20 protein-coding genes and 1 pseudogene are annotated in these 20,462 nt (G+C 70.0%); 12 read left to right on the forward strand and 9 right to left on the reverse strand.

Annotation, left to right across the window (positions count from 1 at the left end):
* Nucleotides 1–46: 46 nt before the first annotated feature.
* Entirely contained in the window at nt 47–385 is a 339-nt protein-coding gene (locus M1203_RS21195) for a YciI family protein (RefSeq protein ID WP_249951352.1), read from the reverse strand.
* Nucleotides 386–537: 152 nt separating this feature from the next.
* Between M1203_RS21195 and M1203_RS21200 the strand changes: the two genes are divergently transcribed.
* Complete coding sequence (locus M1203_RS21200) at nt 538–1,410, forward strand: N-acetyltransferase (RefSeq protein ID WP_249951353.1); 873 nt, start codon at nt 538–540, stop codon at nt 1,408–1,410.
* Between the two features lie 1,173 nt (nt 1,411–2,583).
* Here the strand turns inward: M1203_RS21200 and M1203_RS21205 are convergent.
* Both M1203_RS21205 and M1203_RS21210 read right to left on the reverse strand, forming a co-directional pair.
* Nucleotides 2,584–2,844 (reverse strand): hypothetical protein, encoded by a 261-nt coding sequence (locus tag M1203_RS21205; protein WP_249951354.1) that lies wholly within the window; start codon nt 2,842–2,844, stop codon nt 2,584–2,586.
* A complete protein-coding gene (locus tag M1203_RS21210) occupies nt 2,832–3,326 on the reverse strand; it encodes an ATP-binding protein (protein ID WP_249951355.1) in 495 nt (164 codons plus the stop codon). Before M1203_RS21210 ends, M1203_RS21205 begins: the two co-directional genes overlap by 13 nt.
* Before the next feature lie 244 nt (nt 3,327–3,570).
* Between M1203_RS21210 and M1203_RS21215 the strand changes: the two genes are divergently transcribed.
* From M1203_RS21215 to M1203_RS21250, 9 genes and pseudogenes are all read left to right on the forward strand, one after another.
* Nucleotides 3,571–4,419 carry a helix-turn-helix transcriptional regulator gene (locus tag M1203_RS21215; RefSeq protein ID WP_283958868.1) on the forward strand — a complete coding sequence of 283 codons (849 nt, stop codon included), beginning with the start codon at nt 3,571–3,573 and terminating at the stop codon, nt 4,417–4,419.
* A 9-nt stretch (nt 4,420–4,428) separates the two neighbouring features.
* Complete coding sequence (locus tag M1203_RS21220) at nt 4,429–4,629, forward strand: DUF397 domain-containing protein (protein ID WP_249951357.1); 201 nt, start codon at nt 4,429–4,431, stop codon at nt 4,627–4,629.
* Nucleotides 4,630–5,026: 397 nt separating this feature from the next.
* The gene (locus tag M1203_RS38765; protein WP_283958869.1) at nt 5,027–5,161 is read left to right on the forward strand and encodes a hypothetical protein; all 135 of its coding nucleotides are present in this window, start codon (nt 5,027–5,029) and stop codon (nt 5,159–5,161) included.
* A 44-nt stretch (nt 5,162–5,205) separates the two neighbouring features.
* Entirely contained in the window at nt 5,206–6,438 is a 1,233-nt protein-coding gene (locus tag M1203_RS38770; RefSeq protein WP_283958870.1) for a methyltransferase domain-containing protein, read from the forward strand.
* A 94-nt stretch (nt 6,439–6,532) separates the two neighbouring features.
* Nucleotides 6,533–6,724 (forward strand): annotated as a pseudogene (locus M1203_RS21230) (Gfo/Idh/MocA family oxidoreductase); the annotation flags it as partial.
* Nucleotides 6,725–6,977: 253 nt separating this feature from the next.
* The gene (locus M1203_RS21235) at nt 6,978–8,060 is read left to right on the forward strand and encodes a helix-turn-helix domain-containing protein (RefSeq protein ID WP_249951358.1); all 1,083 of its coding nucleotides are present in this window, start codon (nt 6,978–6,980) and stop codon (nt 8,058–8,060) included.
* A 194-nt stretch (nt 8,061–8,254) separates the two neighbouring features.
* Complete coding sequence (locus M1203_RS21240; RefSeq protein ID WP_249951678.1) at nt 8,255–8,770, forward strand: hypothetical protein; 516 nt, start codon at nt 8,255–8,257, stop codon at nt 8,768–8,770.
* Between the two features lie 179 nt (nt 8,771–8,949).
* On the forward strand, nt 8,950–10,398 hold the full coding sequence (locus tag M1203_RS21245) for a flotillin family protein (protein ID WP_249951359.1): 1,449 nt from the start codon (nt 8,950–8,952) through the stop codon (nt 10,396–10,398).
* A 343-nt stretch (nt 10,399–10,741) separates the two neighbouring features.
* Nucleotides 10,742–11,302, forward strand: coding sequence for a molybdopterin-dependent oxidoreductase (locus M1203_RS21250; RefSeq protein ID WP_249951360.1), 561 nt, complete (start codon nt 10,742–10,744; stop codon nt 11,300–11,302).
* Here M1203_RS21250 and M1203_RS21255 read toward each other — a convergent pair.
* Nucleotides 11,275–12,060, reverse strand: a complete 786-nt coding sequence (locus tag M1203_RS21255; RefSeq protein ID WP_249951361.1) for an SAM-dependent methyltransferase — start codon at nt 12,058–12,060, stop codon at nt 11,275–11,277. The two genes, M1203_RS21250 and M1203_RS21255, sit on opposite strands and share 28 nt — an antisense overlap.
* Nucleotides 12,061–12,066: 6 nt before the next feature.
* Nucleotides 12,067–12,927, reverse strand: coding sequence for a helix-turn-helix transcriptional regulator (locus M1203_RS21260; RefSeq protein ID WP_249951362.1), 861 nt, complete (start codon nt 12,925–12,927; stop codon nt 12,067–12,069).
* A gap of 339 nt (nt 12,928–13,266) precedes the next feature.
* Between M1203_RS21260 and M1203_RS21265 the strand changes: the two genes are divergently transcribed.
* On the forward strand, nt 13,267–14,142 hold the full coding sequence (locus tag M1203_RS21265; protein ID WP_249951363.1) for a glycosyltransferase: 876 nt from the start codon (nt 13,267–13,269) through the stop codon (nt 14,140–14,142).
* A gap of 1,480 nt (nt 14,143–15,622) precedes the next feature.
* Here M1203_RS21265 and M1203_RS21270 read toward each other — a convergent pair.
* From M1203_RS21270 to M1203_RS21285, 4 genes are all read right to left on the reverse strand, one after another.
* Nucleotides 15,623–16,840 (reverse strand): cytochrome P450, encoded by a 1,218-nt coding sequence (locus M1203_RS21270; RefSeq protein ID WP_249951364.1) that lies wholly within the window; start codon nt 16,838–16,840, stop codon nt 15,623–15,625.
* Nucleotides 16,841–16,870: 30 nt separating this feature from the next.
* Complete coding sequence (locus M1203_RS21275; protein WP_249951365.1) at nt 16,871–18,262, reverse strand: FAD-dependent oxidoreductase; 1,392 nt, start codon at nt 18,260–18,262, stop codon at nt 16,871–16,873.
* Nucleotides 18,252–18,461 carry a ferredoxin gene (locus M1203_RS21280; protein ID WP_249951366.1) on the reverse strand — a complete coding sequence of 70 codons (210 nt, stop codon included), beginning with the start codon at nt 18,459–18,461 and terminating at the stop codon, nt 18,252–18,254. The genes M1203_RS21275 and M1203_RS21280 overlap by 11 nt, the downstream gene beginning before the upstream one ends.
* Before the next feature lie 98 nt (nt 18,462–18,559).
* Nucleotides 18,560–19,162, reverse strand: a complete 603-nt coding sequence (locus M1203_RS21285) for a hypothetical protein (RefSeq protein WP_249951367.1) — start codon at nt 19,160–19,162, stop codon at nt 18,560–18,562.
* A gap of 185 nt (nt 19,163–19,347) precedes the next feature.
* Here M1203_RS21285 and M1203_RS21290 point away from each other — a divergent pair, with 185 nt between their 5' ends.
* Nucleotides 19,348–20,226, forward strand: coding sequence for a hypothetical protein (locus M1203_RS21290; protein WP_249951368.1), 879 nt, complete (start codon nt 19,348–19,350; stop codon nt 20,224–20,226).
* Nucleotides 20,227–20,462 lie beyond the last annotated feature (236 nt).

The raw sequence follows: 20,462 nt of genomic DNA on the forward strand, positions 1-20,462 counted from the left end.
GCAGCCGCTTCCGCACCGGGCCCCAGCCACGGCGGATCGCCTTCGATCAGACGGTCTCGTCGGGCATGATCTCCCGGACCTCTTGCGCACAGCGGCACGCGGCAGCGATCTTGGCAGCCCACTTCAGCGCGTCCTCGCGGCTGGGCACATCGATGATCGAGAACCCACCGACGACTGCCTTGGTCTCCGGGTAGGGGCCGTCGGTGACGGTCCCGTCGATGGCCACGACGCTCGCCCGCTGCCTTTCCACTCCACCACCGAAGAACCACACACCGGCCTCCTGAGCCTCACGCACCACCGCATGCGAGGCCTCGCCCGCCTCGGCCAACTGCTCCTCGGAGAAGTTCATCGCGCCGTCATCGAACGAGATCAGGTACCGCGCCATCCATAGCCCCCTTGACCGTTGGCCGCCTTCGGCCGCCCCTCACCCTACGACGAACGCCTCGGTTCGGAACCGACACTGCTCCCGGCTTCCGAAACAGGCGCCGACCGGAATCCAGATGCGGGCCCTCGGTGCGGTGGTGTGTGATCGAAGGCATGGCGATCGCATTGAGCACGTTGGAAGCCGACGGACTGAGTAGGGCTGTGCGCGTGCTGCGGGAATGGCAGGACGACGGGGCACCGATGCAACTGCATCCCGGGGACCTGGGCTGGTTCTGGCGGTCAGGCGCGGAAGCGACCGCCGCGGCGGTCAGGACGTGGAGCCGGGACGGACAGATTCTCGCCGTGGGACTCCTGGACGGCCCCGGGCTGTTGCGGCTGACGATCGCGCCGGAATCTCAGCAGGACGAGGAGTTGGCGCGGCGGCTGGTCGAAGACGTGACCGAGCCGGAGCGCGGCGTGCTGCCCCGGGGGAGGGTGAGCGTCGAGTCGCCGATGGGTGTGCTCGTCCGAGATCTGCTGTCCGAGTGCGGCTGGAACGCCGACGAGCCGTGGACGCCGCTGCGCCGCGACCTCACCGAGCCGGTGAAGGCTCCCGGCGTACGGATCGGGGTGATCGGGCCGGAGCAGGCACATGTGTTCACCACCGCACATCGGGCCGCGTGGGACGGGTCGAAGTTCACGGACGAGCGCTGGCACGCGATGGCGGCCGGAGTGCCGTACGCCGACGCCCGGTGTCTGGTCGCGTACGACGACGGTGACAACGCGGTGGCGGCGGTGACGGTGTGGTCGGCCGGTCCGGGCAGGCCCGGGTTGCTCGAACCGATGGGTGTCCATCGGGAACACCGCCGTCACGGCTACGGCGAGGCGATCTGTGTCGCCGCGGCGGCGGCGCTCAGGGAGCTGGGATCGTCGAGCGCGATCGTCTGCACCCCGAGCTCCAACGTCGGCGCCGTCGCGACCTACAAGTCAGCCGGCTTCCAGCAGCGCCCCGAGGTCCGGGACCAGTCCAGGGACGCGAAGCAGTGATGTGCCGTGGGAACGACTTAACCGAACCCAGAACGCATCACCGCCGGAGGACCCACGGCCGGACCCGTATTTCGTAGGGGTTCGGGCGGGGGGTAGTGGGGGTAGTCGGGGGCAGGCGGTGCGTTTGATGACGGGTTGGGGCCGCCCCTGATCTTTGAGTTTCGCGGTTCCGGGTCGGGCGTCAAGGGCGCTCCTTCGTCGCGTCGGCAAGCCGATGACCTTCGGTCACCCTTGACCCCCAACCCTCCACCGCAAGTGCAGCTTTGAGGGGGGCGGCCCGGGGGGAGGGGTCCCCGGAGGGGCTCCGTGCATGGTCCGGTCCCTTGCCGACCTCGGATCGGTGGGCCCTGCGGGGCGCGCGGCAGTGGAGTGGGGCGGCCCGGCATCGGCTCAGCGAGCTGATGTGAGTGGGTGGTTGGGACTCATGCCCCGCTGTGCGGACTCGTTGTCGGGTGACACCTGTCAGCCGAGGCGGACGGGCCTGCCACCTGCCCCCAATGTCCCAGTTTGGAAAGGGCTTTGGGGAGGGCTCCGGCGGGTCATGCGTCGGGAGTTCGGTTAACCGGGCCCCATGACACATCACCCCCTCCGACCGGCCCACTCAACACCTCACCAGCCACACCCACCCCACCACCCCAGGGTGCGTGCACAGAGGGACAGGTGTGACTCATGGGGCGGCCAATGGGCCAGTCAGAGCCGGTGATGCGTCATGGGAACGACTTAACTGCACTCAGGACACATGACCGGCCGGGGAGCCCCGGAACAGCCTGCCAAACTGGGACATAGGGGGCGGGTGGCCGGTCTGTCCGCCTCCGTCGACAGGTGTCACCCGACAACGAGCCCTCACAGCGGGGCATGAGTCCCAGCCGCTCCCCGACCGTCAGTCGCTTTGCCGGGGCCGGGCCGCCCCACTCCACTGCCGCGCAGACCACCCACCGACCCGAGGTCGGCAAGGGACCGGACCATGCACGGATCCCCTCCGGGGACCCCTCCCCCCGGGCCGCCCCCCTCAAAGCAGCACTTGCGGTGGAGGGGCGGGTGTCAAGGGTGGAGCGCAGCGGAATCGGCGAAGCCGACGCGACGAAGGAGCGCCCTTGACGCCCGACCCGGAACCGCGAAACTGAAACCTAGGGGCGGCCCCCACCCGCATCCACGCCCTCCGGCCCACCCCGACTACCCCTCGGCACTGACCTCATGCCGACCACCCGCCACCCGCCCCACCAAGTGCGCCTGCGGCGCACGCACCGTCACACGCACCGGATCAGGGCAGCAGTAGCAGGTGTACGTGAACCCCTCCTCCGCATCCAGCGGCACCGGCGGAAGAGCACTCTCCGCACTCGGCATCACCGCGTACAACACCCCCACCGCCAGCACGATCGCACTCATCGCGATCGACACGACACCCCACAGTGCCGGGTCCGTTACGGGTTCCATCGACCGGTCACCTCGTTCCTGGCCTCGGCCAACGTGAACCAGACGGTCTTGTGACTGGGTGAGCATCCCCCGTAGATCGTCGACCCCCACGCGAGGGCCAGGCTCTCGACGAGGACAAGCCCACGCCCCGAACTCTGTTCGCCAGCCGCGCCCGGCGCAGCGGGCGCGGTGTGCGCGGAAGGCGTGGGCAGCGCCCACGGTTTGTCGTCCGCGACGGAGACGGTGACCTGCTTGCGGTTGACCGTCACGCGGACGCGGATCAGGGGCGTACGGGTATGCCGGTGCGCGTTGGTGACCACTTCGGTCACACAGAGGCGCGCGTCGTCGACGAGGTTGCGGTGCCGGCCGAGCCCGAGGAGCGACGTGACGAAGTCACGCGCGATCCTGGGTGCGGTCGCCGTACTGGGCAGGGTCAGCCGGTAGGTCTCGGCGCCCTGCGGTGGCGGGGGTACGGGGGTTGCGGTGGCGGTCACGGTGGTCATGTCGTTCTCCCAACGCGGTCTTTGGCGGCGCCGATTGCGCGATAGCCCGTGTCCCTGGCCGCCCTCCAGGCCTTCAACAGGCATGCGGGAAGCTGCACTTCGAGCTGTGAAGGCTGCGTCGCCCTTTGGACGTTAGGGCACAACAGTGGGACGGCGCAACAATGGGACGCATGTCGCACCCTTATGGGTGGACCCATGGCACTGTGGGACGGCACACTCGTTGTGACCACAGAGGGAGAGGTTCATGCCGCCAAGGGCTTACCCGACCGCCCGACAGAAGCGACTGGGTGCTGAGTTGAGAAAGCTGCGAGAGCGAGCCGGCATGTCCGGGAGCGCGGTCGCGGCCTTCCTGGGCGGCGAACGTGCCCAGGTCAGCCACTTGGAGTCGGGTCGGTACGGAGTGAGCGCGGAGCGAGTCCGCCGAATCGCCGCCCACTGCTCGGCTACGGACAAGCACCTCGTCGACGCACTCGCGAGCATGGCGGAAGAACGCGGAAAGGGATGGTGGGAGGACTACCGAGGGATTCTCCCACCAGGCTTCCTGGACCAGTCAGAGCTGGAACACCATGCGAGCTACATGCGTGCCGTTCAGATGCTCTACGTGCCAGGAATTTTCCAGACGGCTGAATACGCACGTGAGCTGATCGCGAGCGGCGTGACCAGCTTTCAGGCCTCTGAGGTCAATGCGCGTGTAGAGCACCGCATGAGGCGTCGCGAGATCTTCGACCGCCCGAACCCGCCGAAGTTCGAGGCACTCATCCATGAAGCAGCACTTCGCATGAGGTACTGCTCCATCGAAGTCATGCGGGCACAGATGGATTTCCTGCATGAGGTCTCGCTCTGGCCGAGTGTGACAATCCGCATCATCCCCTTCGATGCGCGCATCACTTGCTCGGTCCACTCGATGCTCTACGCGGGCGCTGTGATACCGCAACTGGACACCGTCCAGATTGACAGCGCATTCGACGCCGAATATCTGGACGCTGAGGCTCAACTCGTCAAGTACCGGGCGCTTATCGAGGCAGTCGAGGCGATCTCACTCAGTGCCGCCGAGTCGAGCAAATTCATCCAACGCATCGCACAAGAAATGTGAGTGAGCGGCATGACCAACCACATTGACTGGCAGAAATCCTCCTTCTCGGGCGGTGACAACAATCCGAACTGCGTCGAACTGGCCAGTGTCGACGGGCAGATCAAGATGCGGGAGAGTGACGCCCCGGACACCGTCGTCACAACGAGCCCCGAGAAGCTGCGCGCCTTCCTCCTCGGTGTCAAGGCCGGAGAGTTCGACCACCTGATCTGACGAACCGTCCGCACACCGACGCCCCTCGCCTCTTCACAGGTGGGGGGCGTACGGCATCTTAGGGTGCAACTCTGGGACGGACCACTGTTGCGCCTCACCCATGCGTGACGCTACGGTCGCTGTGCGTCGCCGATTCAGGGTGGTCCCTCGGCAGGACATCGCCCTGACCGGCGCAACTCTCCCCGTCCCGCGTCCCATTGGGGAGAGTCCCGAAGGGTTGTCCCCCGCCCACCGCTCGTCATGCCGGCGCCTGGGCGGGGGACAACTCTGCCCCGCATCGCGCGCTGAGGAGAAGGGCACCGAGACCATGGCTCCACCTCCACCCGCACCCCCACCAGAGCCACCCAGCCCCACGACGGGCAGTGAGGCTCGGCAGCGGCTGTCCATGTTGATCGACATGTTCGGAGTGGGCGGGGCGCTCCTCGTTCCCACGACCGACACGCACCCGGACACGCGCCCGGACGCGTCGCCTGCCCTTCCCGACGAAGCCGAGCTGTTCCAGCGGATCTTCGGGGACCCGCCACCGCAGTGACGGCCCATGCCCGCGCCGCACCATCCCCGACCGGAAGGATCACCATGCCCCCGCCCCAACCCGACGTCCTCGCCGACGCCTTGATCCGCGCACCCCGGCACGAGTTCATTCCTGCCCGCGCCTGGGCCGTACCCCAAGGACCCGGAACCCCGCCCGCCGCCGCCTCCGGCTACTGGATCGATCAGCACCGTGACCCCGACCGCTGGTGGCGGGCCGTGTACTCCGACACCGTGATCGTCACTCAGCTCGACGGCGGCCGGACCGAGCTCACCCCGGCCAACGCCGCCGCTCCCACGACCGCGCCGAGCTGCGCCGCCTCCAGTCCCCTCCTCGTGACCGCCGGGTTACGGCACCTCGCCGTGCGGCCCGGAGACCGGGTCCTCGACATCGGGACCGGTACGGGCTGGACCTCCGGGCTCTGCGCGTACCTCGCCGGGGACGACACCCTGGTGACCACCGTCGAGATCGACCCCGATCTGGCGGGAACCGCCACGGAGAACCTCGCCCGCTGCGGCCTGCGCCCCACCATCGTCACCGGTGATGCGGCCACCGAACTCCCCAGCTCGGACGGCGAGTCCGACGGACTGTTCGACCGCGTGCATGTCACCTGTGGCGTCACGGACATCCCGTACGTATGGGTGGCGCACACCCGGCCCGGCGGGCACATCGTGCTCCCGTACAACCCGCCCATCGGGCGACTCCTGCGTCTCACCGTCCACGAGGACGGCTCGGCCACCGGCCGGTTCGGGGAGGAGTGCTCGTACATGCCGTTACGTTCACGGCGGCAGATGCCGTCGGCCGACGAAGGCACCACCAGCCACGACACCCACCCGACCCCCCACCCCAACCTCCACCCCAACCCCAACCCCAACCCCCGCCGTCGCTCCCTCGCCCCGGCCTCCGACTCCGACCCCGACTCCGACACCGCGTCCCTGCTCCACCCCGCCCCCGGCCTTCAGGTCCTGCTCGCCGCCCTCGTCGGCGACGAGCCCTGGGTGGGCGCTTCCGGCAGCGTGCTGCTGACGGACGGGGTCTCCCGCGCCGTCGTCGAGGACGGCCGTCGGCTGACGCAGACCGGGCCGCGCGATCTCTGGGACGAGGCCGAGTCCGTCCATCGCGCCTGGACACGGCGGGGCCGGCCGGGGCTGGACCGTATCGGCTTCACCGTCACCCCCCAGCGGCAGTACGTGTGGGTGGACGACCCTGCCGTACCCGCCGTTCGGGCGCTCGACGAGACGCCGGACGCGAGACCGGCGGTGGGAGCCTCCCTTGGCTGACTGCGGCACCTGTCACGGCAAGGGATGGGTTTATGAGCACCAGGACGGCGCGCGCAAGAAGGTGAGTTGCCCCGTCTGCAAGCACGCCAAGTAGGACCTCACGTCAGGACGGGCCGGCCGGCTCGCCGCCGAATTCGACCTCGCCGGGACCCTCCCCTCCTTCGACGCCCTGCTCGACTCGGACGTCGACGCGGTCGCCGTCTTCACCCAGCGCCGGACGCACGGCCCGCTCGTCCTCAAAGCCCTGCGCGCGGGCAAGCATGTGTACTCGGCGGTGCCGATGGCAGCGGCTGGAGATCCCGGACTTCGGGGACGCGCCGGAGTAGCCCGTGGTCCCGCCCGCGCCCGCACCGGTATCTCTCCCGTACGGATCGCCCCACGTGCACCATGGTGGGGATGCACGACATCCGTACATCGAGAGTCGTCGCGAGTCGTCGGGACTCATCGCGAGTCATCGCGAGTCATCACGAGTCATCGGAACTCATCGCGAGTCGTCGCGACTCATCGAGACCGATCGAGACACCAGGGCAGGGGCAGACGTGGCAGAGAACGGGATACCCGACGAGTATCTGGACGGGTACGCCCGCATCCTGGCGGCGGTCGCCCCGACGGGCCGCCGGCTCACCCGGGACGAATTGCTGGCCCGTCGCGAGATGGGGGAACGGGCCGCGGAGGCCGGCTTCGGGCTGCGTGCCCTGGTCGGCGCGCATCTCGCCTCGGCCCGTACCCACTGGCCCGTCACCGCGGCCCCCGGCACCCGCGACGGCGCCGCGTCCACCGACAGCGTGCTCGCCGCCATCGAGCAGGCCGTGGACGCGTTCGCCGAGGGGTACGAACGCGCGCAGCGGCTCGCCGTACGCCAGGAGGTCGCCGCGCGCCGGGAGTTCATCGACGATCTGCTGTACGGGCGCAGCGATCTGGGGCGGCTGGCCGAGCGTGCCGAGCGGTTCGGGCTGCGGCTCTCGTACGAACATGCCGTGGCGGTCGCGGAGGGCGCCGTCCCGTACGACGAGGAGGACGCCGTTCCGCGCTCGGTGGAGCGGGCTCTGAACGGCCGGTTCGGCGATCGCGACGTGCTGCTCACGACGAAGACGGGCCGGCTCGTCTGTATCGCGCCGGGCGACCAGGCGGAAGTCCTCGCCTACTTCGCCAAACAGGCGTTCGCCGCCACGGACGGCGGCCGGGTCGCCATCGGCCGGCCCCGGCCCGGAGTGGGCGGGGTCGTGCAGTCGTACGAGGAAGCGCTGAACGTACTCGACCTCGCCGAACGGCTCGACCTGGACGATCCCGTCCTGCACGCCGCCGATCTGCTCGTCTATCCGGTCCTCACCCGGGACCGGCAGGCGATGACGGAACTCGTCCTCAGCGCGCTCGGTCCGCTGGAGGCGGCGCGCGGCGGCGCCCGGCCGCTCATCGAGACCCTCACCGTCTACTTCGACGCGGGGTGTGTGGCGGCGGAGGCCGCGCGGCGGCTCTCGCTGAGCGTGCGAGCCCTGACATACCGGCTGGAAAGGATCCATAAGCTCACCGGCGCCGATCCCGCCGATCCGGTGCATCGCTACACCTTGCAAACCGCTGTGATCGGGGCCAGGCTCATGGACTGGCCGGCGAAGTCCTTCTGAACCGGGAGACATTCCGGCCGCGAGCCGCCGCGTGTCCTTCCGGACGGTCCGGACGGGGAGACCTGCGACTGTCGGCATTAAGAACGCGTTAAGACTGCCGGAAAACGGCAATGTCCGGTTCCGGACAAAGATGGGACCATGGGGCCCTGCCGAGGAAATGAGCGGCAGAGGGGGAGGGGGAACCGATGGATCCGATGACCTTGTTTCTCGGTCTCGGCATCGCGGGGATCGTGCTGCTCGTCCTGTCGCTGATCTTCGACGGCATTCTCGAAGGGCTCTTCGACGGGGTCGGGGTGCTGAACGGACTGTTCGACGGGCTGCTTTCGCTGCCGGTGATCGCCGGGTTCGTCTCGATGCTCGGCTTCGGGGGAGCGATCGTGCTGGGCACCACGCAGCTCGGTACCGGACCGGCCGCCGTCACGGGGGTGGCGGCCGGGTTCGGTGCCGGATGGCTCACCTGGAAGTTCAGCAAGGCGCTGATGCGTGACCAGACAGCCGTCACCCCACGGGGCGACGATCTCGTGGGGTCGGCGGGCACGGTGGTCACCGCGATTCCGGCCGGCGGGTATGGCGAGGTGCTGCTGCGGCTCGGCGGTCAGCCGGTGAAGTACGCGGCGAAGAGCGCGCAGCCCGTGGCGAACGGCGCCGAGATCTGGGTGGAGGAGACGCTCTCGTCGACCTCGGTCCTGGTGCGTCCCGTGCAGCGCTGACCGGCTCAGCACGGGCCCTGCCTCGACCTGCTCCATCTCGCGCCGCCCACCTTGTCCCGCTCCGTCGTCCTTCGTCCCGCCCAAAGATGCCTTTTCAGCCCTCTTCATCCCTATTCGTCAATTTTTCGCCTCAATCGCCTTGATTTGCCGTCCCTTCGGAAGGCAAGGGAGAGAGCACCATGAGTCCACTTCTCATCGCCGTGGTGGGGGTCGTCGCACTCGTCGTCCTACTGGCACTCGCCGTCATCACGCGCTACAAGGTCGCCGGGCCCAGCCAGGCGTTCATCGTCACCGGCCGGCGCGGCAAGCAGTCGACCGATCCGGCCACCGGCCGGGTGTCCATGGACACCAGCGGCCAGAAGGTCGTGGTCGGCGGCGGCGTCTTCGTCGTCCCGTTCGTACAGCAGAAGTTCACACTGGACCTGTCCAGCCGGCACATCCCGGTGGCCGTGCGCGGCGCGGTCACGCTGCGCGGGGTGAAGGCGAACCTCGAAGGCGTCGCCATCGTCAAGGTCGGCGGCACCGAGGACTCCATCCGGGCCGCGGCCCAGCGCTTCCTCCAGCAGCAGGGCGGCATCGTCGGCTTCACCCAGGAAGTGCTCTCGGGCGCGCTGCGCTCCATCGTCGGCCGGATGTCGGTCGAGGACATCATCCGCGACCGCGCGGCCTTCGCCGGCCAGGTCGCGGAGGAGGCCGAGGCGAGCCTGTCCGGGCAGGGCCTGGTGCTGGACGCCTTCCAGATCCAGGACATCACCACCGAGGGCTCGTATCTGGAGGACCTCGGCCGGCCCGAGGCCGCGCGTGCCAAGCAGGAGGCCGACATCGCCGAGGCGGTGGCGCGCCGCGCCGCCGAGCAGGCACGGCTGAAGGCGGAGGAAGAGATCGCGATCGCCCAGCGGACCTTCTATCTGAAGCAGGCCGAGATCAAGGCCGAGACGGACGAGGCGGCGGCGCGCGCCGCGGCGGCGGGACCGCTGGCCCAGGCGGCGCGCGAGCAGGACGTGCTCGCGGAGCAGGAGAAGGTGGCCCAGCGCCAGGCCGCGCTGACCGACCGCGAGCTGGACACCAAGGTGCGCAAGCCCGCGGACGCCGCGCGGTACCAGGCCGAGCAGGAGGCCGAGGCGCGGCGGATCGCGCTGGTCAAGCAGGCCGAGGCGGACGCCGAGCGGTCCCGGCTCACCGGTGAGGGCGAGAAGGCGCACCGCGCCGCGCTCGCCGCCGCCGTACGGATCGAGGGCGAGGCGGAGGCCGCCGCGATCGGCGCCAAGGGTGCCGCGGAGGCGGAAGCGATGCACAAGAAGGCCGACGCGTTCGCGCGGTACGGGGACGCGGCCGTCCTCCAGATGCTGGTGGAGGTGCTGCCGTCGGTCGTCGAGAAGGCGTCCGAGCCGCTGAGCGCGGTGGACAAGATGACGGTGATCTCGACGGACGGCGCCGGTCAGCTGGCGCGTACCGTCGCCGACAATGTCGCGCAGGGCGTCGAACTGCTCAGCTCCACCACCGGAGTCGACCTGGCCGAGCTGCTGAAGGGCGTCGCGGCGGGCAAGACGGGGGGCCCGGGCGCGGGCGCGGTGGCGAAGACGACGGGGGCCGCCAAGGTCAACGGGCAGATCGAGGTCACGGACTGAGCAAGCGCTCTCCGAACGGACCGAGCGAACGCTCTCCGAACGGACCGAGCGAGCGCTCCCTGAAGGGACCGAGCGAGCGCCCTGAACGGGCCGAGCGCTCTGTCCGCACCACACCGAGGGGCCCGGTCGACGGGGGATCCGACCGGGCCTCTCGGCTTTCTCCGTCCGGCAACCGACCTCGGCGCGTGCGCAGTTGCCATCCCATGTGCGGGTATCACCTCACAAAGGCGAGGCAAAGAAGCACAGTCGGCTCGTATCCGCGATTCCCCGGCGGGTCGGCGGGGCATCACCAGGGTGCAGCCGCCACGCGGACCTCTCAGCGGACCTCCCGAGGGGGAATCTGATGAGCCGACCCTGCCTGCCGCCGGACACGACCGTATCGCCGGACACGACCGTATCGCCGGGCCCGACCGTTTCGCCGGGCCCGACCGTCCCGGCGCGTACGTCCCTCACCCTCCGTGGAGAGGTCGCGTGTCCGGTCTCGCTGACCGTCGCCGATCTGCGGGAGCGCTGGGAGCAGCACCGCGCCGAGGTGGTCTTCGACTGCGCCACCAGCGGGCCTCGGCACCACACCTTCGAGGGCCCCCTGCTCCGGGAGGTGGTCGGCGACGCGAAGCCGGTCTTCGACCCCCGTCGGCGCAAGGACAGGTCCCGGTTCCTGATCGCCGTCACCGGCGGGGACGGGCACCATACGGTGCTCTCCTGGGCGGAGATCGACGCCGACTTCGGCAACGTACCGATCCTGCTGGCCACGACGATGGACGGGCGCGGCCTGGAGTCGGCGGGCTCCCAGCTGGTGGTGCCCACGGACCGCTGCGGGGCGCGCTACATCAGCGCGATCACCAGCGTGTGGGTGGGCACCTGCGCGGTTCCGCCTCAGCGGACCCGGGCCACGCCCACGTAGAAGGAGCTCTGCTCGTCCTCGGGGGCGGGTGTCCCCTTGAACCACTTCGGGGCCGTCACCAGGCCCGGATCCACCAGATCCAGCCCGTCGAAGAACCGCAGGACCTCGGCGTGCGTGCGCAGCCGGAGCGCGATGCCGCCCTTGCCGTAGGTGTTGGTGACCTGGCCCGCCTTCTGCGGCTGGAAGTCGCCGGTGCCCTGTGAGAAGACGAAGAGACTGCCGGACGGCAGCGCGTCCACCAGGGTGCGGGTGATGCCGTACGGGTCGTCCTCGTCGGGGATGAAGTGCATCAGGGCGATGAGGGACAGGGCGAGGGGCCTGCTGAAGTCGAGGAAGCCACGGGCGTGTTCAAGGATCTCGTGCGGCCGGCGGACATCCGCCTCGACGTAGTCGGTGGCGCCTTCGGGTGTGCTGATCAGCAGGGCCTCGGCGTGACGCAGCACGATCGGGTCGTTGTCCGTGTAGACGACGCGTGAGGCCGGCGCGGTCTGCTGGACGATCTGGTGGAGGTTCGGCTCGGTCGGGATTCCCGTACCGATGTCGAGGTACTGCTCGATACCGCTGCGCGCCATCCAGGCCGCGGCGCGGTGCATGAACGCGCGGTTCAGCCGGGAGTCGCGCCGGGAGTCCTCGGGCAGCTGCTCCCCTATCTCCCGGTCGACCGGATAGTTGTCCTTACCGCCGAGCAGATAGTCGTACACCCGGGCCGGGTGAGGCTTGCTGGTGTCGATCTGGGGCTTGGGTATGCCTGCCGTCATCTCGGGTCACAGCTCCTTACGGAAATCGGCGAGGATCTGTTTGGTGCGGCGCGCGGATTCCGCGTGGGCCACCATGCGGTCCATCGCCTCCATGTGCTCCGCCACCTCGCCGGTGTTGTCGATATAGAGCGCACCGGTCAGATATTCGACGATGACCATATCGGGCAATTCGGGTATGGCGAAGCGGAACAGCACGAAGGGGCTGTAGGTGCCGGGGTGATGCCCGGCGGCGAACTCGGCTATCTGGAGCGTCACATTCGGCAGCTCGGCCGCGGCCAGCAGCCGGTCGATCTGCGCGCGCATCACGGCGGACGAGCCGACGGGGCGGTGCAGAACCGTCTCGTCCATGACAACCCAGAAGACCGGGGCCTCCGGTCCGGTCAGCAGCGACTGGCGCTCCAGGCGCAGCGCCACATGGCGTTCGATGCGCGCCGGGTCGTTCCGGCCGACCTCGCCGTAGGTCAGTATCGCGCGGGCGTAGTCCTCGGTCTGGAGGAGCCCCGGCACGAAATGCGGCTCGTAGCACCGGATGGTCTTGGCCGCCTCCTCCAGGCTGACATGGCCGCCGAACCACTCCGGCAGGACGTCGTGGAAGCGCTGCCACCAGCCGGGCTTGTTGGCCTCGTCGACCAGTTGGAGGAAGGCGGCGGCCTCGTCGCCCGTCACGCCGTACGCGGGCAGCAGCAGCTGTACGTACGGGACCTTGAGCGCGACCTCGGCCATTTCCATGCGCCGTATCGTCGCGGGGGCGACATGCAGCAGTCTGGCGGCCCGGTCGCGGCTGAGGCCGGCTCTCTCGCGCAGCCCCTGGAGCCGTTTGCTCAGGACGAGTTGCCCAATTGTCGGAGCGGACCGCGGCTCGCTCACACCCCACCACCAGCCACCAGCATGCGGGCAGTTTGCCACAGCGGCCCGAACACGCACACGGGGGCGTCGGCGTGGATGGACGCCGTGGTTCCGGCCGGACGGCAAGATGAACCCGCGACGTCGACGGGGATACCTTCCGATGTCCTCAGGATGGCGTCCGCCGGTTAGCATCGAATCGCGGCACTTTCTCGCCTCCCGCCGTTTCCGTGCCCTGTCCCTCGTTTCCGTGCCCTGTCCCTCGTTTCCGTGTCCTGTTTCCTGCCCTGGCCCTTCTCCTCCCTGCCCCTTCCCCTCCCTGCCCCTTCCCTTCCCGTCACCGAGAGCTGGAGTGATCTGGACGTGTCCCGACCGCGTGTGGGTGTGGCCGTGCTGACGATGGGGAACAGGCCCGTCGAACTGCGGGCCCTGCTGGACTCCGTCGCCAAGCAGCGGGAGGCCCCGACACGGATCGTGGTCGTGGGCAACGGCGCTCCCCTGCCCGAGCTGCCCGAGGGCGTCATCGGAGTCGAGCTGACGGAAAACCTCGGGGTCTCCGGCGGGCGCAATGTCGCCATGGAGAAGCTCCGCGACTGCGGCGACGTGGACGTTCTGGTGGACCTGGACGACGACGGCCTGCTGATCGAGGCCGATGTGATCACCCGCGTCGCCGATCTGTACGAGGCGCACCCCCGGCTCGGCATCGTCAGCTTCCGTATCGCGGACGAGACCGGCCTCACCCAGCGGCGGCATGTGCCCCGGCTGCGGGTGGACGATCCGATGCGCGCGGGCGAGGTGACCACCTTCCTGGGCGGCGGACACGCGCTGTCCATGGCGATGCTGGCGGAGACGGGCGGCTGGCCCGACGCGTTCTTCTTCACGCACGAGGAGACCGACCTCGCGTGGCGCGCGCTGGACGCGGACTGGACGATCCGCTACGAGCCGGAACTGGTGCTCCAGCACCCGCGCACCTCACCGGCGAGGCACGCGGAGTTCTACCGGATGACCGCCCGCAACCGGGTATGGCTGGCACGCCGGCACCTGCCCGCGCCGCTCGTACCGCTGTATCTCGGTACGTGGATTCTGCTCACCGTGGCGCGCACGCGGTCGGTGAGCGGGCTGCGGGCGTGGTTCGGCGGCTTCTTCGAGGGAGTACGCACGGCGTGCGGGACGCGACGGCCGATGCGGTGGCGAACGGTGGGACGCATGACGGCGCTGGGTCGGCCACCGGTGATCTGACGTGGCGGAGGGGTAGTCGGGGGCACCCGGTGCGTTTGGTGTCGGGTGGGGGCCGCCCCTGATCTTTGAGTTTCGCGGTTCCGGGCCGGGCATCAAGGGCGCTCCTCCGTCGCGTCGGCTACGCCGATTCCGCTTCGCTCCACCCTTGACACCCAACCCTCCACCGCAAGTGCAGCTTTGAGGGGGGCGGCCCGGGGGGAGGGGTCCCCGGGGAAGCACCCATGTTCCGGGGTCCGGTTCCCGGCTTTCGGGTGGGTGGGCCCTGCGGGGCTGCGCGGCAGTGGAGTGGGGCGGCCCGACACCGGCTCAGCGACTGATCCCCGTGGGCGGCTGGGACTCATGCCCCGCTGTGCGGGCTCGTTGTCGCCTGCACCTGTCGACGGAGGCAGACGGACCCGCAAGCCACCCCCTATGTCCCAGTTTGGCGAGCTGTTCGGGGGCTCCCCGGCCGGTCATGTGTCCTGGGTTCGGTTAAGTCGTTCCCACGACACATCGCCACTTCCCACCGGCCCATTGGCCGCCCCGTGAGTCACCCCCGCCCCACCATCCACGCATCCTGGGGCGGTGGGCCGGTCGGAGGGGGTGATGTGTCATGGGGCCCGGTTAACCGAACTCCCGACGCATGAGCCGCCGGAGCCCTCCCCAAAGCCCCTTCCAAAAGGGGACATTGGGGGCAGGTGGCAGGCCCGTCCACCTCGGCTGACAGGTGTCGGCCGACAACGGGCCCTCACAGCGGGGCATGAGTCCCAGCCGCTCCCCGACCGTCAGTCGCCTTGCCGGTGCCGGGCCTCCCCACTCCACTGCCGCGCGCCCCGCAGGGCCCACCCACCTGCGGTCGGCAACCGGCCGTCCCCATGCACGGATCCCCTCCGGGGACCCCTCCCCCGGGCCGCCCCCCTCAAAGCAGCACTTGCGGTGGAGGGGCGGGTGTCCAGGGTGGAGCGAAGCGGAATCGGCGCAGCCGACGCGACGGAGGAGCGCCCTTGATACCCGGCCCGGAACCGCGACACTGAAACCTAGGGGCGGCCCCCACCCGTCTCCGAACCTTCCGGCCCACCCCGACTACCCCTCGGCACGAACCCCCACCCAACAACGCACCCCCACCAGCGGGGCATGAATCCCGGCCACTCCCCGACCGACAGTCGCTTTGCCGGTGCCGGGCCGCCCCATTCCACTGCTGCGCCCCACCCACCGGGCCGCAGGCCGGGAACCGAGCCGGTCCAATAGACAGGCCCCCCGGGGACCCCTCCCCCGGGCCGCCCCCCTCAAAGCTGCACTTGCGGTGGAGGGGCGGGTGTCAAGGGTGGGCGCAGCCCATCGGCTTGCCGACGCGACGAAGGAGCGCCCTTGATACCCGACCCGGAACCGCGAAACTGAAACCCAAGGGGCGGCCCCCACCCGTCTCTGGACCCTCCGGGTAACCCCGGTTACCCCTCGGCACTGACCTCACGCCGACCAACCACCCCACCACCACCCCGCTTCACATCCGCTCGATCCGCAGGTGCCGGGGACCCCGGAGGATCGGGCTGCGCCGGTAAGGCGGCGGGTCCTCGGACAGTTGGTAGCCCTCCAGACAAGGGAGCAGCGCGTTCAGGGCGATCTGGGCCTCCACGCGGGCCAGCGGCGCCCCGAAGCAGTTGTGGACGCCGCTGCCGAAGCCGAAGTGCTGGTTGTCCTCGCGGGTCGGGTCGAAGTGGTCCGGGTCGTCGAACCGCAGCGGGTCCCGGTTCCCCGCGGCGAGTACGAGGACCAGCGGGGCGCCCTCGGGGACGGTGACGTCCGCGACCTGGATGTCCGCCAGCGGGGTGCGCTGGGGGAGCAGGTGGACGGGCGGTTCGTAGCGCAGCAGTTCCTCGACCGCCCTGGGCATCAGTTCCGGCTTGTCCCGCAGGAGCCGGTAGGCGTCGGGGAAGCGCAGGAAGGTGAGCGCGCCGTTGCTGATGAGATTGACCGTCGTCTCGTGCCCGGCGATGAGCAGGAGGGTCCCGGTCGCCATCAGTTCGGCCCTGGTCAGCCGCCCGTCGGGGCCGATGTCGTGGACGAGCGCGGAGAGCATGTCGTCCGAGGGGTGGTCGCGGCGCTTGTCGGAGAGATCCCCGAGGTACTCCCCCATCGCCTCCCGGGCGTCCATGCCCGCGCTGCGGTAGTTGTCGTCGTACTTCCCCGGCTTCAGGTCGAGACTGGCGATGATCTCGTTCGTCCACGCGCGGATCCGGGGCACGTCCTCGTGGGGCACACCGAGCAGCCGGCAGATCACGGTGACAGGGAGCGGGTACGCGAACTCCTCGACGACATCGACGTGGTCCTTGTCCCGGAACGCGTCGATCAGTTCGTCGGAGATCCGGGTGATGTCCGCGCGCAGCGCGTCGATCCGGCCCGGGGTGTGGGGCGGCCCGAAGGGGCGCGTCGCGATGCGCCGCAGCCGGTCGTGCTCGGGGTCGTCGAGGCCGATGAAGGACGCCTGGGCGAGCCGTCTGACGGGCGGGACCGTGGCCGGGTCGGCACGGTTGCGGGTGTCCGAGCTGATCCGCGGATCATGGAGCAGTGCGGCGATCTCGTGGTACGTGCCGACGAGATAGGTGCCGTCGTTCTGCCGCGTCACCCCGTTCTCGCGGAGTTCGGCGTAGAGCGGATAGGGGTCGGCGCGGTTCGCGTAGTCGGTGATGCGCTGGTAGAGGGTGTCCGGGGACGGGGACATGCGGGGGGCTCCTCAACGACGGTGGGCGGCTCAGCGACGGTGGGCGGCGGTCGGGATCGGTTCGTGCCGCACCACGGTCAGGCGCCGGTCCGGCAGATGGCCGGTGAGGGCCACGGTCGGTCCGTGCGAGAGCAGTTGGGGGTCCGGCACATCGGAGGGGACGGGCACCGCCGAGTCGGGCCGGTCGGCGGCGCCGGTCTCGGGGGGAAACGGCGCCGCCGTCTCGATGAGGTATTCGTAGTGCTCAAGCCACTTGGCCCGGTTCACCGTGACCGCCGCGGTGATCCGTCCCCGGTAGCCGTAGACGGCGACGAGCCGGCGCTCCTGCAACGAGCCCTGGGCGATGACCACTTGGTCGGAGTAGGTCGGTACGCCGACGGACTTGATGTTGAGGCCGAACTGACTGGACCAGAAGGCGGGCACCGCCAGATGCGGACGCCTGTGCGGGCCCGTGCTGACCATGTTGTGGGCCGCCACCTCCGCCTGCGCGACCGCGTTGCCCCAGTGTTCGAGGGCCAGCATCTGGTACTCGAAGAGCGGATGCGGGAAGCGCGCCACGTCACCGGCGACGAAGACGTCGTCCGTGACGATCCCGTACATGTTGAACGCACGGCACCCCGCGTCGCAGGCCACGCCCCGGGGCCCGGCCGCCAGACCGGATTCGGCGAGCCATTCGGTGTTGCGTACCGCGCCCAGCGCGACCACGGCGACATCGGTCTCGATCCGGCTGCCGTCGGAGAACTCGGCGCCGATGAGCCGTCCGTCGCGGCCCTTCAGGGAGGTGACGGTCACGCCGCAGCGCAGATCGACGCCGTGCGCGCGCTGGAGCTTGGCGGCGAACGCGCCGACCGCGCCGCCGAGCGCCCCGACGAGCGGGGCGGGGCCGCGTTCGGCGACGGTCACCTCCAGGCCGCGTTCCCGGCAGGCGGAGGCGATCTCCGAGCCGGTGAACCCTGCGCCGATCACCAGGACCCGGCGCGGTCCGGCGTCGAGCCGCTGCGCGAGCTGTGCCGCGTCGTCGCTCGTACGCAGCATCAGTACGCCGTCCAGCCGGGCTTCCGCCGGGTCGGGCCAGGGGCGCGCCCGGGTTCCGGTGGCGATCAGCAGCCGGTCGAACGGCAGGAGTTCGCCGTCGGCGAGGATCACCCGCTTCTCGATCGGGTCGATCCCGCCGGCCCGTACGCCGAGCTTCCACCGCGCGTCCACCTCGCGGCGGCGCGGCAGCCCGAGGTCCTGCGCGCCCGCCCGCCCGAGCAGCACCTGTTTGGACAGCGGTGGCCTGTCGTACGGGGGGTGCGGTTCGTCCCCGACCAGCGTCAGCGGTCCGGTGAAGCCTTCGTCGCGCAGCGTCTCGGCGGCGCGCAGACCGGCCAGCGACGCGCCGACGATGACGATCCGGCCGTCCCACGGTTCACCGGTCACAGGGGCCCGCCCGCTCGCCGACGAGGATGGCCTGCACCGGACACGCCGCCGCGGCCCGGCGTACGTGTCCCCGCTGATCGTCGGGCACGGCCGGCGTGAACATCAGGGCCTCCTCGCCATGCAACTCGAACACCTGAGGGGCGAGGAACACGCACTGCGCGTACGCCTGGCAGCGGTTGAGGTCGACAACGATCTGCATCCCGGTCCACTCCTCCGCGCGCCGCCCGCCGACTCCGTCCTATGGCCTGCGGGGGAGCGGCGCGAGCGGTGGGGTGCCGATGGGGTGAGCGGGGCACCTCAAGGTTGTTCCCGGGACTCCCGGGGTTCTGGCGACTCTCGGGGTTCGCGGGTGTAGAGCCCGTAGAAGACCACGATGACCGTGGCCGCGCCGAACGCCAGTCCGATCCCCGAGCACAGCAGAACGCTGTGGTTGGTGAGGCTGTAGAGGAAGCCCATGCCCCCGCCGACGAGTACGCCCCAGGCCGCGGCGCGTACTTCACGCATCAGTCGGTGCTGTACGCGGACGAGGCCGAAGACCAGGAGGGCCGCGAGCGCGCCGGAGATCAGGGCCAGGGCGAGCTGTCCGAAGGTGGCGGGGCCGCCGCCCCGGGCGATGAACGACGCGTAGGCGCCGTAGGCGACGCCCAGCAGGAGGGAGTTCCCCACGAGGCGTGGCGAGACACGGTGCTCGTGCCGCCCCGAGTCCTGGGGGCGGGTGTCCCGTGCGCCCGGAGGCCGCTCGCCGCCGTACTTGGGGCCCTCGTACGCCGCGCCTTCGTGCCGCCCGCCTTCGTGGCGCGCTTCGTCGTGGCGCGTGTCCTCGTGCCGCGTGTCGTCGCGCCACGGGAGATGGGGCCTCAGTGTGCGATGCCGGGTGGGCGTCGGTGTCCGGGTCGCCATGGCAGGGGGCTCCTTTCGTCGCACCCCCCCACGTCCGCCCCCGCCTCTCCAGGGCACACCCGCCCGCCCTACGCGTCAACCTCAGCGGGGGTGACGGGCCGCGCGCTCTCACCGGGCCCACGCACTCTCACCGGGTCGGCGGCGCACCGCTCGCGTCCGTCGCCCCGTACCCGTTCCCTTGAGGAGTGCGGACCTACCTCTCCACGGCGCTGATCGTCCTGCTGACGGTCCTCGCCCCGCTGAGCGCGGTCGCGGCCTGGGTCGATCTGGAGATCGGCGACACCGACCGCTTCGTCTCCACCATGGCGCCGCTCGCCTCCGATCCGGACGTACAGAACGCCGTCGCCGACCGGATCACCGACGAGGTGCTGACCGAGGTCCCTGTGGGGCCGCTCCTTCAGGAAGGGGTACGCGGTCTGCTGCACGACGCGGTGCTGTCGTTCGAGACCACCAATGCCTTCAAGAACGCGTGGAAGACGGCGACCCGCGCCGCCCACGCCACCGCGGAACACGCGCTGACCAGCGGCGGCGGCAATGCCGTGACGATCGATCTGGCGCCCATCACCGCGCGGGTCAAGAAGCAGCTGACCGACGACAGCGTGCCCTACGCCAACCGGATCCCCGTGCGGCATACGCAGATCATCGTCCTGGAGGCCAACGGACTCGGGATCTGGCGCGAGGTCGCCCAGGGGCTGCGCGCGGCGGGGATCTGGCCCGCCGTCGGCACACTGGCCCTCAGCGGCGCGGCCGTGCTGCTCGCCGTCCACCGGCGCCGCGCGCTCATCGGCACCGGTCTCGCGTACGCGGCCGGTGCGGCGCTGCTGTTCATCGTGGTCGCCGTGGCGCGCGGGTCGATCCTCCAGGACCTGCCGGACAACGGGGACAGGTCGGCCGCCGCCGCCATCTTCGACGCGTTGACCGCCTCGTTGCGTACGGCGGGCTGGTGCGTGCTCGCCTGCGGACTCGCCCTGAGCCTCGGTGCCTGGCTGAGCGGCCGGTTATCCCGGGCTCCGCACGCGCCGCATATCGCTTCCAGCACCCCGCGCAGCTCGTCCCCCGTCTGACTTTACGAAATCTTTATGCTGATCCCACCCGACCGAATGTCCCTTTTGCGGCATTTGGAGCACCATGGGGTTATGAGCCAGAACACAGCACAGAGGCCCCCCACCACGGGCATGGGCACAGGTACGGGCACAGGAACAGGCATGGGCACCGGCACAGGCACCGGAGCAGGTACCGGCGCGCATACCGGCGCACATGCGGAAAGGAAGGCAGCCTGGGCTACTGGCGGTAGCTTCTT

The sequence above is a fragment of the Streptomyces sp. 35G-GA-8 genome, assembly GCF_023534745.1.
Classification (GTDB): Bacteria; Actinomycetota; Actinomycetes; order Streptomycetales; family Streptomycetaceae; genus Streptomyces.

Bases quoted from the DNA above. Each gene is read 5' to 3' on its own strand.
- M1203_RS21205 (WP_249951354.1), bottom strand. From the start codon at position 2,844: ATGGAACCCGTAACGGACCCGGCACTGTGGGGTGTCGTGTCGATCGCG.
- M1203_RS21285 (WP_249951367.1), bottom strand. From the start codon at position 19,162: ATGGCGACCCGGACACCGACGCCCACCCGGCATCGCACACTGAGGCCC.
- M1203_RS21255 (WP_249951361.1), bottom strand. From the start codon at position 12,060: ATGACGGCAGGCATACCCAAGCCCCAGATCGACACCAGCAAGCCTCAC.
- M1203_RS21245 (WP_249951359.1), top strand. From the start codon at position 8,950: ATGAGTCCACTTCTCATCGCCGTGGTGGGGGTCGTCGCACTCGTCGTC.
- M1203_RS21215 (WP_283958868.1), top strand. From the start codon at position 3,571: ATGCCGCCAAGGGCTTACCCGACCGCCCGACAGAAGCGACTGGGTGCT.
- M1203_RS38770 (WP_283958870.1), top strand. From the start codon at position 5,206: ATGCCCCCGCCCCAACCCGACGTCCTCGCCGACGCCTTGATCCGCGCA.
- M1203_RS21270 (WP_249951364.1), bottom strand. From the start codon at position 16,840: ATGTCCCCGTCCCCGGACACCCTCTACCAGCGCATCACCGACTACGCG.
- M1203_RS21210 (WP_249951355.1), bottom strand. From the start codon at position 3,326: ATGACCACCGTGACCGCCACCGCAACCCCCGTACCCCCGCCACCGCAG.
- M1203_RS38765 (WP_283958869.1), top strand. From the start codon at position 5,027: ATGTTCGGAGTGGGCGGGGCGCTCCTCGTTCCCACGACCGACACGCAC.
- M1203_RS21200 (WP_249951353.1), top strand. From the start codon at position 538: ATGGCGATCGCATTGAGCACGTTGGAAGCCGACGGACTGAGTAGGGCT.
- M1203_RS21220 (WP_249951357.1), top strand. From the start codon at position 4,429: ATGACCAACCACATTGACTGGCAGAAATCCTCCTTCTCGGGCGGTGAC.
- M1203_RS21195 (WP_249951352.1), bottom strand. From the start codon at position 385: ATGGCGCGGTACCTGATCTCGTTCGATGACGGCGCGATGAACTTCTCC.
- M1203_RS21250 (WP_249951360.1), top strand. From the start codon at position 10,742: ATGAGCCGACCCTGCCTGCCGCCGGACACGACCGTATCGCCGGACACG.
- M1203_RS21280 (WP_249951366.1), bottom strand. From the start codon at position 18,461: ATGCAGATCGTTGTCGACCTCAACCGCTGCCAGGCGTACGCGCAGTGC.
- M1203_RS21240 (WP_249951678.1), top strand. From the start codon at position 8,255: ATGACCTTGTTTCTCGGTCTCGGCATCGCGGGGATCGTGCTGCTCGTC.